At 46.1% G+C, this 17,642-nt stretch carries 14 protein-coding genes; 6 read left to right on the forward strand and 8 right to left on the reverse strand.

Translation table 11 applies throughout. The features are described 5' to 3' along the window. The first annotated feature begins 96 nt into the window (after positions 1-96). Both apbC and D8Y20_RS04025 read left to right on the forward strand, forming a co-directional pair. Positions 97-1,170: an iron-sulfur cluster carrier protein ApbC gene (apbC, locus tag D8Y20_RS04020; RefSeq protein WP_121541756.1), complete on the forward strand. Its 1,074-nt coding sequence runs from the start codon at positions 97-99 to the stop codon at positions 1,168-1,170. Between the two features lie 16 nt (positions 1,171-1,186). Next, the gene (locus D8Y20_RS04025) at positions 1,187-1,378 is read left to right on the forward strand and encodes a hypothetical protein (RefSeq protein ID WP_121541757.1); all 192 of its coding nucleotides are present in this window, start codon (positions 1,187-1,189) and stop codon (positions 1,376-1,378) included. Between the two features lie 140 nt (positions 1,379-1,518). Here the strand turns inward: D8Y20_RS04025 and D8Y20_RS04030 are convergent, their stop codons facing one another. Continuing rightward, positions 1,519-1,821: a type II toxin-antitoxin system RelE/ParE family toxin gene (locus tag D8Y20_RS04030; RefSeq protein WP_121541758.1), complete on the reverse strand. Its 303-nt coding sequence runs from the start codon at positions 1,819-1,821 to the stop codon at positions 1,519-1,521. Beyond that, positions 1,808-2,092 (reverse strand): type II toxin-antitoxin system Phd/YefM family antitoxin, encoded by a 285-nt coding sequence (locus D8Y20_RS04035; RefSeq protein WP_121541759.1) that lies wholly within the window; start codon positions 2,090-2,092, stop codon positions 1,808-1,810. The genes D8Y20_RS04030 and D8Y20_RS04035 overlap by 14 nt, the downstream gene beginning before the upstream one ends. Positions 2,093-2,824: 732 nt before the next feature. Here D8Y20_RS04035 and D8Y20_RS04040 point away from each other — a divergent pair. The 4 genes from D8Y20_RS04040 to pgaD are packed head-to-tail and all read left to right on the forward strand — an operon-like array spanning position 2,825 to position 9,967. After that, on the forward strand, positions 2,825-5,818 hold the full coding sequence (locus D8Y20_RS04040) for a hypothetical protein (RefSeq protein WP_121541760.1): 2,994 nt from the start codon (positions 2,825-2,827) through the stop codon (positions 5,816-5,818). Then, positions 5,818-7,767 (forward strand): poly-beta-1,6-N-acetyl-D-glucosamine N-deacetylase PgaB, encoded by a 1,950-nt coding sequence (pgaB, locus tag D8Y20_RS04045; RefSeq protein WP_121541761.1) that lies wholly within the window; start codon positions 5,818-5,820, stop codon positions 7,765-7,767. The genes D8Y20_RS04040 and pgaB overlap by 1 nt, the downstream gene beginning before the upstream one ends. A gap of 3 nt (positions 7,768-7,770) precedes the next feature. Continuing rightward, complete coding sequence (gene pgaC / locus D8Y20_RS04050) at positions 7,771-9,027, forward strand: poly-beta-1,6-N-acetyl-D-glucosamine synthase (RefSeq protein WP_121541762.1); 1,257 nt, start codon at positions 7,771-7,773, stop codon at positions 9,025-9,027. A gap of 13 nt (positions 9,028-9,040) precedes the next feature. Then, the gene (gene pgaD / locus D8Y20_RS04055; RefSeq protein ID WP_121541763.1) at positions 9,041-9,967 is read left to right on the forward strand and encodes a poly-beta-1,6-N-acetyl-D-glucosamine biosynthesis protein PgaD; all 927 of its coding nucleotides are present in this window, start codon (positions 9,041-9,043) and stop codon (positions 9,965-9,967) included. Between the two features lie 78 nt (positions 9,968-10,045). Here the strand turns inward: pgaD and glmS are convergent, their stop codons facing one another. The 6 genes from glmS to atpA form a co-directional block, all read right to left on the reverse strand. After that, positions 10,046-11,872, reverse strand: coding sequence for a glutamine--fructose-6-phosphate transaminase (isomerizing) (glmS, locus tag D8Y20_RS04060; protein ID WP_121541764.1), 1,827 nt, complete (start codon positions 11,870-11,872; stop codon positions 10,046-10,048). Continuing rightward, on the reverse strand, positions 11,872-13,269 hold the full coding sequence (glmU, locus tag D8Y20_RS04065) for a bifunctional UDP-N-acetylglucosamine diphosphorylase/glucosamine-1-phosphate N-acetyltransferase GlmU (RefSeq protein ID WP_121541765.1): 1,398 nt from the start codon (positions 13,267-13,269) through the stop codon (positions 11,872-11,874). Before glmU ends, glmS begins: the two co-directional genes overlap by 1 nt. A 123-nt stretch (positions 13,270-13,392) precedes the next feature. Further along, entirely contained in the window at positions 13,393-13,803 is a 411-nt protein-coding gene (locus tag D8Y20_RS04070) for a F0F1 ATP synthase subunit epsilon (RefSeq protein ID WP_121541766.1), read from the reverse strand. Continuing rightward, the gene (atpD, locus tag D8Y20_RS04075; protein WP_121541767.1) at positions 13,803-15,194 is read right to left on the reverse strand and encodes a F0F1 ATP synthase subunit beta; all 1,392 of its coding nucleotides are present in this window, start codon (positions 15,192-15,194) and stop codon (positions 13,803-13,805) included. The genes D8Y20_RS04070 and atpD overlap by 1 nt, the downstream gene beginning before the upstream one ends. A 29-nt stretch (positions 15,195-15,223) precedes the next feature. Further along, complete coding sequence (gene atpG / locus D8Y20_RS04080) at positions 15,224-16,081, reverse strand: F0F1 ATP synthase subunit gamma (protein WP_121541768.1); 858 nt, start codon at positions 16,079-16,081, stop codon at positions 15,224-15,226. Positions 16,082-16,094: 13 nt separating this feature from the next. After that, entirely contained in the window at positions 16,095-17,636 is a 1,542-nt protein-coding gene (gene atpA / locus D8Y20_RS04085) for a F0F1 ATP synthase subunit alpha (protein WP_121541769.1), read from the reverse strand. Between the last annotated feature and the right edge of the window lie 6 nt (positions 17,637-17,642).

The following is a 17,642-nucleotide window of genomic DNA, read 5'->3' on the forward strand; positions in this document are numbered from 1 at the left end:
TCTTATAATCTTGACAGTTTTACTCGGGTTTATGACGATGCTGACCCAACACGGCATGCATCATTGCTTGGCATGATGCTGCATAAGGAGTTTCTCATGGTTTCCCAGGCTGATATTCTTAAAGCACTCTCTGTCATCATCGACCCCGATTTCAAAAAGGACATTGTCTCACTTGGTTTTGTGAAAGACATTGTTATCGGCAATGCGTCCGTTGCACTCACCATCGAATTAACCACCCCTGCCTGTCCGGTCAAAGAAGAGTTCAAACGTCAGGCCGATGCAGCACTGTTAGCACTGCCGGGTATTGACCAAGTCAATGTCACCATGAGCTCCAATGTTGTAGCAGCTAAGACTAAAGAGGGCATTCCCGGTGTAGCCAATATTATTGCCGTAGCATCCGGTAAAGGTGGTGTTGGTAAATCTACCACCACGGTAAATCTGGCTGTGGCGATGGCGCAAACCGGAGCTCGTGTAGGCCTACTTGATGCCGATATTTATGGCCCATCCATTCCGCGCATGATGGGCTTAAGTGGTAAAAAACCCCAAATTGACAGAGATACTGAAACCATTATTCCATTAGAAAATTATGGCGTAAAAACCATGTCGATTGGTTATCTGGTAGAAGACAATCAGGCCATGATCTGGCGCGGTGCGATGGTGGCTGGGGCACTGAAACAGCTATTGGGTGATGTCGAATGGGGCGAGCTGGATTATCTGTTTATTGATATGCCACCGGGTACGGGTGATGCGCAACTCACACTCACACAAACCGTGCCTGTCACCGGCGCTGTCATGGTTACCACACCACAGGACATCGCCCTCATTGATTGCAGCAAGGGCATCAACATGTTCGAGAAAGTGCATGTGCCCAATCTTGGTATTGTGGAAAACATGAGTCAGTTCATCTGCCCGCACTGTGGTGAATCCACAGCCATCTTTGCAGAGGGTGGTGCTGAACGCTTAAGTCAGCAACACGCCACCGAAGTGCTTGCGCATATCCCGCTTGATCTTCAGATACGCATCAATGCCGATGAAGGCACTCCTATCGTCGCAGCCATGCCTGATAGTGATCAGGCCAAAGCCTATCAAACGCTGGCTGGTGAAGTGGCTAGAAAAATTAGTATTCTGAATCGTCGCCAGGTGAATATCCCTATTATCATGCAGAGCTAGCTGTTAGATTCAAACGATGGCCACCGATCATAAAATCATTATTGATATGGATATTCTTATGGGAAATCCAGAAAGTCTGGAAAGGTTCCATGAGTGCGCCAATCTGATGATTATCGCGTCCACCCCAGAGCAAGTGCAACTGGGTTATAATATGCTCGAAATCGTTGATGATTGTATGTCCCAACTGAACAAGGTAGCAGACACCTGATAAGCCCTGATCCACCGCTATCTATCTGATTCGGAATATGGTGACGCTTCGCTCTCGGCTTTGGCACATGCAACGCTTAGCTGTGGGGATTCCTTAAATCCATAGGCGTCAAAAACATTACCAAAAAATGCGCCATGCTATCATGAGCTGAGTTGCTGAGTAACATCCATTGATTCATGCAATATTCGTGCAACCTCTAACAGGGAACCGTTCAGACGGTAAAAGACTATATGATGGCCTTCGGGAAAGCTGAACAATCCATACTCAATATCCTCCCTGGATCTGCCCAACTGCACATGCCCCGCAAGCCAGTTAATTCGCTGCTCCAACTGAGCCAGATATTTATCAGCCTGCGCTTCGCCCCATGTTTTAGCTGTATAATTTTCAATATTTACCAAATCTGCCACAGCAAGATCGGATAGCTTAACCTTACACGCCGGCATTTCTATGTGCCCGACCGCGCACCTTGATTCCCTCAAACAGATCCTTCAATTCGGTCTGATCAAACAACGTGGATGCGCCCGTATCGAGCTGATCCAGCCCTGCATGGACTTCAGCATGCAATCGTTCCATCTTGATTTTTCTGTACTCTTCAACCGACATCATCACAGCCACAGCTCGCCCGTGCTTTTCAATGGCAACAGGTTCTCGTTGTGCCGTATCCATCAAAACACCAAATCGGTTTTTTGCTTCCCGTGCCGCAATTGATTTCATAGCACCTCCAAAAAAGGACATAATAGCTATTTTAGCCATTTATGCCAATAATAACCATCAAACCGTTACTGCCAAGGAACCTGGAGCAGAACAGATGACTGCAATACCGAAACATTGCACCGTTAGGTACCGATATTCCAAACGGGTACACTCCATGCTTGAATCTGACCCGGCATCTCCTTGGAAAATATCAAAAGATGAAAGCCTAGCACCTATTTTCCTATTTTGCCTATTCCTCTGAAAGCCTGGCACCTATTCCTCTAATCCAGCGTCTCATTGGCCAGTTACATGAATGATTTGCAGACCTTCTTACAGCCCAAACAGTCATAATCTGAGAAGTGATTATCCAGTAAAGTATTAATATCACGCAAACTTTTCGGCCACCAACATGGTCTGACTCTCCTTTTGTTCTGGTTTCCATCTCATCCATCAGTATTAGCCCTCCCTATGCTAAATTAACCTGTGTGATTATTCAGACCCATTTTATATTGGAATAGGCTAACATGAGGAATACTGCCTCTTGACATAAGTGATAATTTACTGTTACATATCACTATAAAGTCATAATAATTATATGTTTTTAAAGGTAGTGTAGTTGAATATACACAGGGGATATGCTATAAAGTTCATGTACCATAGTTGAATTTGCTTGAAAAACTACGCTCTTCTACTATATGATGGATTACTAAATAGCATTGTTATAATTAGCACGTTCTCTAAGGGAGGGGCCTAGTGAACAAAGAAATAAATAATTTGGCACATCTGTATTTGACCTACAGGAATATATTTTTTTCTCCGCCAAGTATGGCATTAACACCGATTGTGGTGATGACCTGTGTCACTCTGCTGTTTCTACACCCAACACCCACTTTAGCTCAGGATATAGCAACGAATCAAAACACTGGCAACCAAGCACTGGTTAGCTCTCCAGCCCAACAAGATCATGCGCATGCGCTGAAGCTGGCCCGTAGCGGAGAGCTCAATAAAGCTGCAGATATTCTCTCACCCTATGCAAAAAAACCGATGGCAAATGTGCTAATGACCGGCGATTATCTGGTTTTTCTCTCCTGGGCAGGAAAAAATCAACTGGCTACCAGATCTTTTGAAGCACTGCCGGCTGCTTTTCCGAAAAATGCTTACCTGCTAAGAAACATGGCTAGTGCCTACTATGGTCAGCGCAGTTACGCTCAGGCCGCTTTATTGTATGCGTCTACGCTTCAGCAAAAACCCACAGATAAAGAGGCCCAGATAGGTCATGTACGTAGCCTTTATTATGCTGGCAAGGTAAAGGAATCCGACAACAGGCTGAATGCTTATCTAAAGACTAGCCCCGACTCCTTGCCACTACTATCTATCAGGCCACAAGTACTCATTGCCCATGGCGCATATGCTAAAGCCTGGGCTGCCCAAGCTGATCTACTACGAAAAAATCAGGTCTCATCAACGGCACAGCATAGCACATGGGAGGCACTGGTCACTTCAGTTCCGACTGACAAGCGTAAAGCCATGCTCGCAGCATTAAAACACAGTGCAGCTTCCAAAAAAGAGACAGATACTGAAAACTATATATTGGCCTTGGCACTACATCGGGAATTCAACGAACTTATTACCAGCTATGAGTCTGCCGGCATCAAAAGCGAACGTTTCTCAACATATACAGCATATTGGATCGGCTGGGCATACTTCAAAACCGACAAATTAAAACAGTCCGAAGTGATCTATCGAAATGCACTTAAGATAGAGCCAAAAGACCTCTATCTCACCACAGGACTTGCATATGTACTGGGCAAAGAAAAACAGCCCAAGCTGGCATTCAATCTATTCAAACAACTGCCGGCAGAACAAGCCAGCATGGCAGAAGTGCGTTTTGCCAAAGCCTATATTTATGAGCAACAGAGCGACTATTGGGCCGCCATCAAAGAGTATGATGGCATTCTTGCCATCCACCCTGAGTACAGAATTGCCAGGAAACTTAAACTGATGGCCATGTCCGCGCTGGGTGCAAGTAGCCAGGCATTGAGCCAGGCCGGTGATAACAGTGAATTACAGGCCTATATTCAGGGTAACATGGTGATCGACCGCATGCAGTGGGGAGAGTTCAAGCAGTCACTGGCTCAACTTGAGCCCCTACTACAAAGAAGAAACCCAACAGGCTCAAGATTTGATCACATCGTCGTACTGGTTGAAGACTTGCAAATGAAAGAAGCCATCGCCGAATACGATCAGCTAAAGGCTGAAGGGGTTACCCCGCCCTCCTGGGTTATGAATAGCGTAGGTAGTGCCTACATCTATCTTGAGGAGTGGGAAAAGTCCCTGGCTGTTTATAATCAACAATTGAAAACAGATCCAAACATGTTCAATGCACGCGTAGGTAAATTTTATTCCCTCTCAGAACTTAGAAGATGGGATGAAGCAGAAGAACTTCTGATTAAGCTTGAGGAAGATGTCATTCCTGTAAAACTCCGCAGCCGCTATACACAAGGTCAACAGATGGAAGTTGTGGTCGCTCACGGCTGGTTCCTGCTCGATCAAAACATGATGCGTGAAGCCGATGCCTATTTCACCGAGTTTTACAGCAAAGCACCCGCTAATACTGGAATCCGTTCCGGACTAGCGCATACACACTACTTCCGTGGCTGGCCTCGCAAGGCCCTTCGAGAATTCCAGACTATCACATCGTTGGAGTCCCGGGATCTCAATCCTGGCCCCAGAGTTGGCCATGCCCTTGTGCTCAACGCGTTGGCACACAAGGAAGAGGCCCGTGAGATGATCAACAAACATCGGGCACAGAAACCGAAAGACAAACACGGTATTCGTGCTGCCAGAGAACTGGCAATAGATGACATGCGGGAACTGGACGTAGGTATCGTCTTCAACCACTCCAACGATGGCTTTAACGACCTCTACACCTTTGCAAACTACATTCACCCAGTCACCCTCTACACCAATATCCTAGCCATGGTAAATTACCGAAGAAGCTCTCAGAGTGGTTTAAAATCAACATTTCATCGCGTAGGAGTTGGTTTTGATCACACATTCAACAGCGACTGGTACATGCGGGAGATGCTCTCCCTGGATGTGAAGGCAGGGCATGAATATGGGACTCGAACCAATATAAGGTACACCCCGACCGACCATTGGATTGTTGAAGCCATGTTCGACTCTTTCACCACAGATGTGCCACTGCGTGCCCGTGTGGCAGCCATCACCTCCAAACAGGCTGCTCTAAACCTCACCTACAGAGAAAGTGAATGGCGCGAATATGGCATCGGAGGCAGTTACGATTTCTATTCCGATGGTAATCGTCGCACAGCCGTAACAGCCCGTTTCGAGCAAGGACTGTATGCAAAGAAAGACTGGCGTCTGCGCCTGATCGTAGATGGATCTTTAGGTGATAACTCCAAGAATAATGCCCTCTATTTCAACCCGGCTCGTGACTGGAGTGCGGCAGGTACACTGATGATTGAGCAGACTGTCTGGCACGCCTACGAAAGCATGAAAGGCTATTATGACCGCGGCTTTATTCACCGCCTCTACCTGACTGCCGGTGCATACGGACAAACCGGATTTAGCGGTTCTTTTCTGGGTTCGGCTCGTTATGAGCAGGAAATCGACTTCAGCGATACACACCACTTGCTATGGGGCATTTCTGCAGGGCGCCACTCCTACGATGGCACTGGTGTCATGAATTATTCAATTGATGCATTGTATAGGTGGTATTTCTGATGTGTAATCTTCACAAACTACTATTAATAGCACTTCTAGCCCTGGCTCCTGCACTGGCAACGGCAACGGCCGCAACAACTAAAGTAGTTCCGACTCCATTCAAGGATGGGCAATTTCTTGTTCTCGCCTATCATTCCATAGCTCTCAGAGCCATTCCAGGTGATAAATATACTATTACCCAGGGGCAATTTGCAGAACAGGTGGACTATCTGAATACACACGGCTATCACCCGGTATCTGTTCAAGACATTCTGGATGCCCAAGCCGGCAAAAAGAAGCTACCAAACAAAGCTGTACTGCTGACCTTCGATGATGCTTATTTATCATACTATGATTTTGTTGTCCCCTTCCTGAAACAGTATGGATTTCCATCAATGCTGGCAGTAGTCGGAGACTTCATCGAAAACCCTCCATCCAAAGGCCTGCCGGAAAAGCTGATGAATTGGAAACAGATCAAAGAAGTTGCAAAGAGCCCTCTCGTTGAAGTGGCCTCACATACGTATAACATGCATAAAGGCATCCAATACAACAGCATTGGCAATACAGGACCGGCAGTCAATGTACGCTTGTATTCCCCCCAAGATAAGCACTATGAAACCGAACAAGAATACCGGCAACGATTGCAAGAGGACTTTTCACATCAGAACAAAATCTTTGAAAGTCATGTTGGTTTCAAGCCACGAATCATTGTTTGGCCATTTGGAAACCATACAGGCATCTCCTGGGATATTGCTAAAAATAAAGGTTTTCGTATGGGGTTCACACTCGTATGGGGTCTCGGGAATATAACAAACCTTGCGGAAACCCCACGCCTGATGGTTGAAAGCGTTCCAATTAAAGATTTTATCGACAACGTCCTGTATCCAAACCACAAACCGACCATTGTTCGCGCAGTGCAAGTCGACCTTGATCTTATTTATGATAAATCCATTGAACAAATGGATAAGAACCTGGGTAAACTGATTGATCGCTTATACGCCATGAAGGTTAACACTGTTTATTTGCAGGCATTTGCGGATCCTGATGGAGACGGCTCTGTCGATAGTGTTTACTTTCACAATCGCCAACTACCTGTCAGGAGCGATTTCTTCAGCCATGCAGCTCATCAAATAAGAATTCGAGGCATAGAGGTCTATGCATGGATACCCAGCCTCAGTTTTATTTTTCCAGATAAAGCATTTAACAAAATGTACCGCATTCAGGAAAAGTCGAATGGGAAAAATCGCCCCAGCCAGTCATGGTACAAGCGATTAACCCCGTTCAGTAAAGATGTTCAGGAAAAAGTCGGCATGTTATATGAGGATTTGGCTGCTTACTCGCAGATTGACGGTATCTTATTCCAGGATGATGCTTATCTGACCGACCATGAAGATTTTCACCCGGATGCTATTCAAGCATATCAAGCTGCACTCGGAAAATCGTTCCCTCTTAAGAGTGATGCTGAAGACAGTGCGGCAGCGCTCAAATGGGGGAAATACAAAACACAGGCATTGATTGATTATACCAAAGGACTAATGCGAATAGTGAAACATATCCGACCGGAAATAAAATTCGCCCGTAATATCTATGCCAATATGCTGATCAACCCCCAGGCAGAAGCATGGTTCGCCCAGAATTATAAGGAATTCCTTAACAACTATGATGAAGTGGTCGTGATGGCCTATCCACGCATGGAGAAAGCCCACAAACCGGCACAATGGCTCACCAAAATGGTTGAAAATGTAAAAGCACACAATGGCTTGGAAAAAACCATATTTAAATTACAAGCCTATGACTGGAAGAAAAAAAGATGGGTGGGCAATGAGGCTCTGCTTGAAGAAATGCGTGATGTACTTGTCGCAGGAGGCGTTCATCTCGCCTATTACCCCGACAATGCATTAGAAAACAAACCGGACATTTCCACCATAAAGTTGGAAATGTCCAGACAGACCGACCCGTTTGCGAGGTGATTTATGGTTAATATTCTACAGTTTCTAAGTGATTTTATTTTTCTCTTTCCTCTTTTCATGAGTTTTATATGGATTATCGGAGCACTGATCTTTTACTGGAAAGAAGAAAGGAATATCACAACCGTGCCTGAACTGGATCATTTCCCCATGTTTTCCATTCTGGTTCCAGCACACAATGAAAAAGAGCAAATCGTCAATACACTCGAGCAGTTAATGGATCTGGATTATCCGAACTATGAGGTTATTGCCATTGATGATTGCAGCACCGATGGCACAGACCTTCTGATGAATGAACTCACGGAAAAGCACGAACGCATTCGCGCCGTCTATCTTCGCAGCAATAAGGGCAAGGCTGCGGCAATGAATGCAGGTAGTGCAGCCACAAAAGGTGAATATATCCTCACACTGGATTCGGATACCCTGCTTGATTCAAAAGCACTGAAATGGATCGCCTGGCATTTCAACAAGTTCCCTCGTGTCGGAGCTGTCACAGGTAACCCCCGTGTGCTCAACAGAACCACACTGCTGGCAAAAATCCAGACTGGTGAATACTCCACTATTGTTGGTCTAATTAAACGCGCCCAGCGCATTTTGGGTAAAGTCCTTACCGTATCCGGTGTAATCGCGGCATTTAGAAAACAGGCATTGGAAGATGTCAACTTCTGGGATACACATACCATCACAGATGATATCGATATTACCTGGAAGCTGGAACGCCATTTCTGGGATGTTCGCTATGAACCCCGTGCGCTGGTATGGATATTGGTGCCTGAATCTATTGAGGGACTGTGGAGACAGCGATTGCGCTGGGCACAGGGCGGCATTGAAGTACTCGTCAAAAACATAGACATCTGGAGCGACTGGAGGCAACGCCGCTTATGGCCTGTCTATATTGAATATGTAATAAGCACACTCTGGGCTTACTGCTTCTGGTTAGTTATCGCATTGTGGATGATTCAGGGTGCCATCAATGTATATGAACCGATTATATTCCTTGCTCCGGCGCCACCCTTATGGGCCGGATCCCTCCTGGCTATGGTCTGCCTGATGATGTTCACCGTAAGCCTGGCCATGGAGAGCCGCTATGATAAAACATTACTGAAAAATCTGGTCTGGATCATCTGGTATCCCTTCATCTACTGGCTTATAAGCGCCACAACTATCGTTGTCGCTGTGCCCAAAGTCTTATTGAGAAAGAAGGGGTATAAGGGCCATGGTACATGGCAGAGCCCTGACCGTGGCCTACACCTAGAAGAATGATAGGGAGATAACGATGGCTAAAATCCACATCATCACCAAACCGGAACTTAAATCGGATACCCGTTCACTCACCGAACTTGGCATCACTGGCATCGTGTGGGGACTCTGGCTTTACCTGTTCCTGCCAATAGCAAACGTACTGCTATGGGTAGTAGGTATCTCCACCTTCCAACAGGAGTTCATCACAGAAGGCGGTATTTTTGTCTTTATCGAACTGATTCAACAAATGGGCTGGGTCATTCTGGCTGCATTTATTATTATGCGACTGTGGGGAGTATATAATTACTATCACTTCGGACGCCATGATAAACGCACCCATGAAATGCCTGATTCAACAGAAAAACTCTGCCATTTTTATCAACTGAAACCTGATGAACTTGTTGCAATTGAAAATCGCAAAGAGACCATCTGGCCCACTCATAGAACCCCCGAAAACGTTAAAGAATGGCTAAGGAAAAAAGCCGCCCACCTCTCCCCTGAACAGATTCATGAAGATGATGGGAACATTTTTATGCAGTTCCATGAAGTGCATGATGAACACAAAGAGCTCTCTATTACCAGTGCAACGACTATATCAATTTTATCGGTTTTCACGCTGGCAGTCCTGCTACTTTATGCTGCAGGTGGCCTTGGCCTTTCTGAAAAATCAGATTCCACCACCACTGTTTCATCCACCATGCAACAATCACCTGCAGATAGTGCAAATCCAAGCCTGCAAACAGAAGCGTTGATGCCCCAAGCTTCCGCACCGGTTCCATCAACCCCGATAGAAGCAGCAAGCCCGCAAGTTTCCACGACTACGGCACAGTTAGAATCTAAAGCTGCCACTATAGAGGCTCAGACTCCCGGCTCAGCTCCCGCTTCACCTACCGAACCAGCTACGGGCAACACGCCCGCTACAGATAGCAGTACATCCGTTCAACTCCCGACAGCGCCATAGCTCAACAAGAGCGCCCTTTGCTTTATCATTTATTGCTATAATAGAGCAATAATAACTCTACATAATCAGATCAAATTACTATTCTACTGTAACCGACTTGGCGAGATTGCGTGGTTGATCGACATCCGTACCTTTGATCAGCGCAACATGGTAGGCCAACAGCTGCAATGGAATGCTATACACGATAGGAGCAGTACCAGGATAAATATCTGAAAGTGTCAGGCTCTGATAACGATCAAGTCCAATATCGACTTTCTGGTCACTGAACAGGAACAGTTCGCCACCTCGTGCGCGCACTTCCTGTAAATTGGACAGCACCTTCTCAAGCAACGGATCATCAGGCAGCGCACAAACCACTGGCATCGATTCATCCACAAGCGCCAGAGGACCGTGTTTCAATTCACCGGCTGGATATGCCTCTGCATGGATATAGGAGATCTCCTTAAGCTTTAACGCTCCTTCCATAGCAACCGGATAAAACGGCCCTCGACCGAGAAACAGTGCATTATGTTTATCAGAGAAATCAGCAGCCATAATCTGAATTTCATCGGCCAGCTGCAACACCACTTCCACCTGGCGCGGCAAAGCGTGCAGTTCATCTACCAACTCTTTTTCCTGCTCGGCAGTCAGCCCTGTGCGTCGCGCCAGAGCGATCATCAGCAGACGCAAAGCCACCAATTGCGTGGTAAAGGCTTTGGTGGAAGCCACACCAATTTCTGTACCGGCACGGGTCATCAATGACACGTCCGACTCTCTGACCAATGAACTTTCAGCCACATTACAGACACACAAACTACCAATATAACCCTGTGATCGACTGCCTTTCAAAGCGGCCAGTGTATCAGCCGTTTCACCTGATTGAGATATAGTGATCAATAGAGAACCATCAGGCACAACAGCCTTGCGATAGCGGTATTCAGAAGCCACTTCTACACTGCAGGAAATACCCGCTTCCTCGAACCAGTATTTCGCAACAAGGCCTGCGTGATAGCTGGTGCCACAGGCAATAATTTGAACATGTTTAGTCTTATCCAGCAGCGCTGTGGTTTCATGACCAAAACTAGCTTCCAGCAGACGCCCATGATGAATACGGCCTTCAAGTGTTTCAGAAATAACACTCGGCTGTTCATAGATCTCCTTAAGCATGTAATGCGCATAAGGCCCTTTATCAACACTCGTATTGGAAAGAGCAGACTCTTTGACCGGACGCTCAACCACATCCCCATTCGCATTATAAATAGTCACACCATCACGGCGCACTTCAGCAACATCACCCTCTTCAAGAAAAATGAATCGCCGTGTCACCGAAAGCAGCGCAGCCACATCTGAGGCAATAAAGTTTTCACCCTTACCAATGCCGATAACCAGCGGGCTACCCTCACGCGTCACAACAATCCTGTCTGCGTCCTCGGGACTGGATGCCGCTAGCGCATATGCACCATCCAGTTCAGCGGCCACCTCAACAACGGCGGCTAATAATGACAGTCCTGATTCAAGTTTATGCGCCATCAGATGTGCAATCACTTCGGTATCGGTTTCAGACGTAAAACTATACCCCAGAGCAATCAGACGATCCCGCAATACATTGTGGTTCTCAATAATGCCATTATGAACCACGGCCACCCTGACCCCGCTCATATGCGGATGTGCATTGCGTGTCGCAGGAGCGCCATGGGTTGCCCAGCGTGTATGTGCGATACCCAGATTTCCGGTGACGTGCGACTGCTCTACCAATGCTTTGAGCTCCGCCACTTTACCCAGTGCTCTGAACCGTTTCAGTTCACCCTTATTATTTCTGATCGCAACACCTGCCGAATCATATCCACGGTATTCAAGCCGCTGCAACCCTTCAAGCAGCAGAGGGAGTATATTATTCTCAGAAATAGCTCCAACGATACCGCACATTAGCGTTTATCTTTTTGTGGGCGTTTCCAGTCAGAGAAATACTGCGTAGCAGTGCGTTCTGAAAGGGTAAGGCCTCCAGCATCAACATTGCGGGTAATGGTACTGCCAGCTCCGATGGTCGCATCGTCACCCACAGAAACCGGAGCCACCAGCTGGGTATCAGAGCCAACAAAGACATTGTCGCCAATGACAGTTTCGAACTTGTTAGCACCATCATAATTACAGGTAATCGTGCCTGCACCAATATTACAATTTGAGCCAATCGTACTATCACCAATATAACTCAGATGATTGACCTTGCTACCTTCACCGATAACGGCTTGTTTAATTTCTACAAAGTTACCTATATGTACATGTTCATCCAAAGCAGCCCCTGGACGCAAGCGTGCATATGGACCAACCACAGTATCAGAACCGACACCTGCACCATGAATATGGCTGAATGCATATACATTCACACGATCATCCAGACGTGCATCTACGAGCACAGCGTTTGGACCAACTTTGCATTCATCTCCAATTTGCGTCGCGCCAATCAGGTAACAACCCGCTTGAATGGTAGTATCCAAACCAATACTCACACTTGCTTCAATCCGTACTGTGTCAGGTTTTTCAATCGTAACACCACGACGTTGCCAATCCTGAATAATACGTTTTTGCATCAAATCTTCGACATGCGCAAGATCAACACGATCATTTACTCCGACCATTTCATCGGAATCATCCATAGCAACCGCAGCAACACTTTGCCCGGCGTTTAGCGCCAAAGGTACAATATCAGGTAAATAATATTCTTCCTGCGCATTACTATTGTCGATGGCATGCAGCAGATCAAACAACACATCATGACGTACACAATAGATACCGCTGCTCACTTCACCAATTAATCGCTGATCGTCCGTAGCATCTTTCTGCTCAACAATACTGGTAACATTACCCTTCTCATCACGGACAATGCGCCCATATCCAAAAGAGTTAAGGGGTTTAGCAGTAAGTACCGTGACATCGGTAGCTGATGCTCTGTGTTCGTCCACTAAGCGCGCAAGTGTCTCCGCCGACAACATCGGTGTATCACCACAGACGATTAACACATCACGCACATCACGGATGACCTTTTCACACTGTTGAACCGCATGGCCAGTCCCCAACTGCTTATCTTGAATAACCCAATCCAGGTTAACTGGCTGACCGACATGCTCGCGTACTTTTTCAGAAGCATGGCCAGTGACAACAGCAATAGATTTGGGCCGTAAGGCCTCTACAGTGTGAAGCACATGATCAATCATGGCTCTACCAAGCACTTTGTGCAGCACCTTTGGTAGATTGGAACGCATACGCTTACCTTTACCGGCAGCTAGTACGCACACCTGCAAATCAGGGTAATGAAATTGAGTCATTGGTTCTCCCTTTATAACTTATAAATGATTTGTAGCGATTATAGTGGAAAGTATCAAGTTTGCAGTTTTTTTATTAAAAAAAAGGGTCGCACAATGGCGACCCTTTGAATAGATAAGAAAAGCTTATCTCTTTTTCTTTTTAATCCAAGCCAGCCGTGCAGTTGTCATGGCCAATTCAGCTTCAGCTTTAGCGTAATCAACATCACCTTGATGTGTCTCAACAGCGTCTTTGGCAATACGTTCTGCTTCTATTGCTGCTGCTTCATCAATATCACCAGCACGTTCGGCGGCATCAGACAGCACCGTAATCATATCAGGTTGAACTTCAATAAAGCCACCTGAAACAAATACTTCATCCACCTGTCCATCTACAGTGATTCTCAGCTCACCAGTAGTTAAGGCTGCTAATAACGGGCTATGCTTTGGGAAGATACCAAGTTCACCAGCAGCTCCGGGAGCAACCAGAAACTCAGCATCACCGCGATACACTTCGCGTTCAGCCGTAGCTACCAATACTTGCATAGTGGAAGCCATTAGCCTTTCGCTGCCATTTTCTCAGCTTTAGCAACAGCTTCAGAGATGTCACCAACCATGTAGAACGCTTGTTCAGGCATGTGATCATATTCGCCAGCCAGAAGACCTTTGAAGCCTTTGATGGTCTCTTCTTTCTTGGCGTAAACACCTGGAGAACCAGTAAATACTTCAGCAACATGGAACGGCTGAGACAAGAAACGCTGCATCTTACGTGCACGTTGTACAATCAGCTTATCTTCATCTGAAAGCTCATCCATACCCAGGATTGCAATGATATCCTGCAATTCTTTGTAGCGCTGTAGTGTCTGCTGAACACCCTGTGCAACTTCATAATGTTCAATACCAATAATTTTTGGATCAAGCTGACGAGAAGTAGAGTCAAGTGGATCAACCGCAGGGTAGATACCTAGCTCAGCAATCTGACGGCTCAATACAATAGTAGAATCCAGATGCGCAAACGTGGTTGCAGGAGCCGGATCGGTCAAGTCATCCGCAGGTACGTAAACAGCCTGTACAGATGTGATTGAACCAGTCTTAGTAGAAGCAATACGCTCCTGCAAGCGACCCATTTCTTCAGCCAGGTTAGGCTGGTAACCCACAGCGGATGGCATACGACCCAACAGTGCAGATACTTCAACACCAGCTAGAGAGTAACGGTAGATGTTATCAATGAAGATCAGAACGTCACGACCTTCATCACGGAAATACTCAGCCATAGTCAAACCGGTCAATGCAACACGCAGACGGTTACCTGGAGGTTCATTCATCTGACCATAAACAAGTGCAACTTTGTCCAGTACGTTAGACTCTTTCATTTCATAATAGAAATCGTTGCCTTCACGTGTACGTTCACCAACACCAGCAAACACAGACAAACCACCATGTGCTTTAGCGATGTTATTGATGAATTCCATCATGTTTACAGTTTTACCAACACCAGCACCACCGAACAGGCCTACTTTACCACCCTTGGCGATTGGAGCGATCAGATCGATCACCTTGATACCTGTTTCCAGAATATCAGAGGCTGGAGATAATTCATCAAAACTTGGTGCTGTGCGATGGATACTCCAGCGTGTTTCAGAAGCAACCTCTTCGCCTTCAAAGTCGATGCCTTCGCCCAGCACGTTCATGATACGGCCTAGCGTTGCTTCACCAACAGGAACCTGAATAGGAGCGCCTGTGTCAGACACTTCCATGCCGCGAATCAATCCATCAGTACTGCCCATTGCAATAGCACGTACTGTGTTATTACCAACATGCTGTTGAACTTCGAGCGTCAACTTTGGATCAGTCATTTTCAATGCATTGTAGATGCCTGGCAACTCACCTGCATTGAAACGAATGTCCACAACCGGACCGATCACTTGAATAATGTTACCTGTACTCATGTTATGACCTCACTTAATCTTTAAACTTATTAACCAGCCGCAGCTGCACCGGCACAAATTTCAGCCAGCTCCTGCGTAATGGCGGCCTGACGGGCCTTGTTATATGTGATGCTAAGATCTTTAACGATATCCTTAGCATTATCAGTAGCAGCTTTCATCGCAACCATACGAGCCGATTGTTCACATGCTTTGTTTTCCAACATTGCCTGATAAATCAACGATTCAACATAACGACGTAGAATGCCTTCAAGCACAATCTTCGCTTCAGGTTCGTACAGATAATCCCAGTAACCTGATTCATCTTTTTCTTCAGGAACAGGACAAGGAATCAACTGCATAGTAGTTGGTTTCTGAGTCATGGTATTTACAAATTCAGAATAGACCAGATGCAGTTCGTCGATGCCACCATCTTTGAATTTTTCAATGGCCAGTGTAATAACACCTAAAATATCAGCCAATTCCGGAGAATCAGGAATATTTTCTGCTACGCCTTCAACTTCTGCACCAATGCGGCGCATGAATGAACCCGCACGACGTCCAATGGTAAATACTTCAACATCGGCAGTCTGTTCTTTCATTAAACCCAGAGCAGCTTTCAGAGCGTTGGTATTCAATCCACCACACAATCCCTTATCGGTTGTGATTACAATGACGCCAACTTTCTTCACCACATCGCGTTCAACCAAAAAAGAGTGTTGAAATTCAGGGTGTGCACCCATCAAATTTCCAACCACACGTTTGATGCCTTCAGCGTAGGCGCGCGCTTCAACCACACGAGCCTGTGCTTTACGCATCTTAGATGCGGCAACCATTTCCATCGCCTTGGTAATTTTACCAGTGTTCTGGATAGCCTTGATTTGAGTGCGTATTTCCTTAGCAGATGCCATGACTAGATCCTAATCAGTACGTGCCAGTCGATTTAAAGTCTGCAATCGCATTCTGCAAACCCTCTTCGACTTTCTCGTTCAATGCCGGAGCAGCGTTCAAGCCGTCCATCAATGAAGCGTGTGATGATTTCAGATATGCAAGGTATGCCTTCTCAAATGCAACAATCTTCTTGGAATCGACATCATCCAGATCACCATTATTCAGTGCATAAAGAACTGCAGTCATTTCAGCAACAGACTGTGGAGCATTTTCATCCTGCTTCAACACTTCAACGCCACGTTTACCACGTTCAATCTGTTGACGAGTAGCAGCATCCAAATCTGATGCAAACTGTGCAAATGCAGCCAATTCACGATACTGAGCCAGATCAAGACGTAAGCCACCACCGACTTTCTTCATCGCTTTAGTCTGAGCAGCACCACCAACACGGGATACAGATAAACCAGCATTAATGGCCGGACGCTGACCTGCATTGAACATTGCAGTTTCAAGGAAAATCTGACCATCAGTAATAGAAATTACGTTGGTAGGTACGAATGCAGATACATCGCCTTCCTGTGTTTCAATGATTGGCAATGCAGTCAATGAACCAGTTTTACCTGTCACTTCACCGTTGGTGAATTTTTCTACATATGTTTCATCAACACGAGATGCACGTTCAAGCAAACGGGAGTGTAAATAGAACACGTCACCAGGATATGCTTCACGGCCCGGAGGACGACGCAAAATCAATGAAACCTGACGATAAGCCCAAGCCTGTTTAGTCAGATCATCATATACAATCAGTGCATCTTCACCACGATCACGGAAGTACTCACCCATCGTGCAACCAGCATATGGCGCAAGATATTGCAGTGCCGCAGATTCAGACGCTGATGCAGAAACGATAATTGTATTATCCAATGCGCCATGTTCACTCAGTGTACGTACTACAGTTGCAACGGTAGAAGCCTTCTGACCCACTGCCACATACACACAGGTAACACCTGTATCTTTCTGGCTGATGATGGAGTCGATTGCAATTGCTGTTTTACCAGTCTGTCTGTCACCAATGATCAACTCACGCTGACCACGACCAACAGGGACCATTGCATCAATAGATTTGATACCAGTCTGTAAAGGCTGATCAACTGATTTACGTTCAATTACACCAGGTGCGATTTTCTCAACAGCATCAGTTTGTGTAGTTTTAATCGGGCCCTTGCCATCAATAGGCTGTCCCAATGCATTCACTACACGACCTTTAAGTTCAGGGCCAACCGGCACTTCAAAAATCTTACCAGTACATTTGACTTCATCACCTTCAGACAAGGTAGTGAATTCACCGAAGATCACAGCACCGACGCTGTCTTCTTCAAGGTTAAGCACCATAGCCATGATGCCGCCGGGCATCTCAAGCATTTCACCAGCCATTGCGCCGGAAAGACCGTGAATCAAGGCAACGCCATCACCAACGGATACAATACGACCAACGTTGGCATCAGCTGCACTGACTTCAAAGCCTTTGATCTTGTCTTTAATAATTGAACTAATTTCTGTGGTATCGAGCTTCATGTCTGT

The organism is Mariprofundus sp. EBB-1, from assembly GCF_003665155.1.
GTDB lineage: Bacteria > Pseudomonadota > Zetaproteobacteria > Mariprofundales > Mariprofundaceae > Mariprofundus.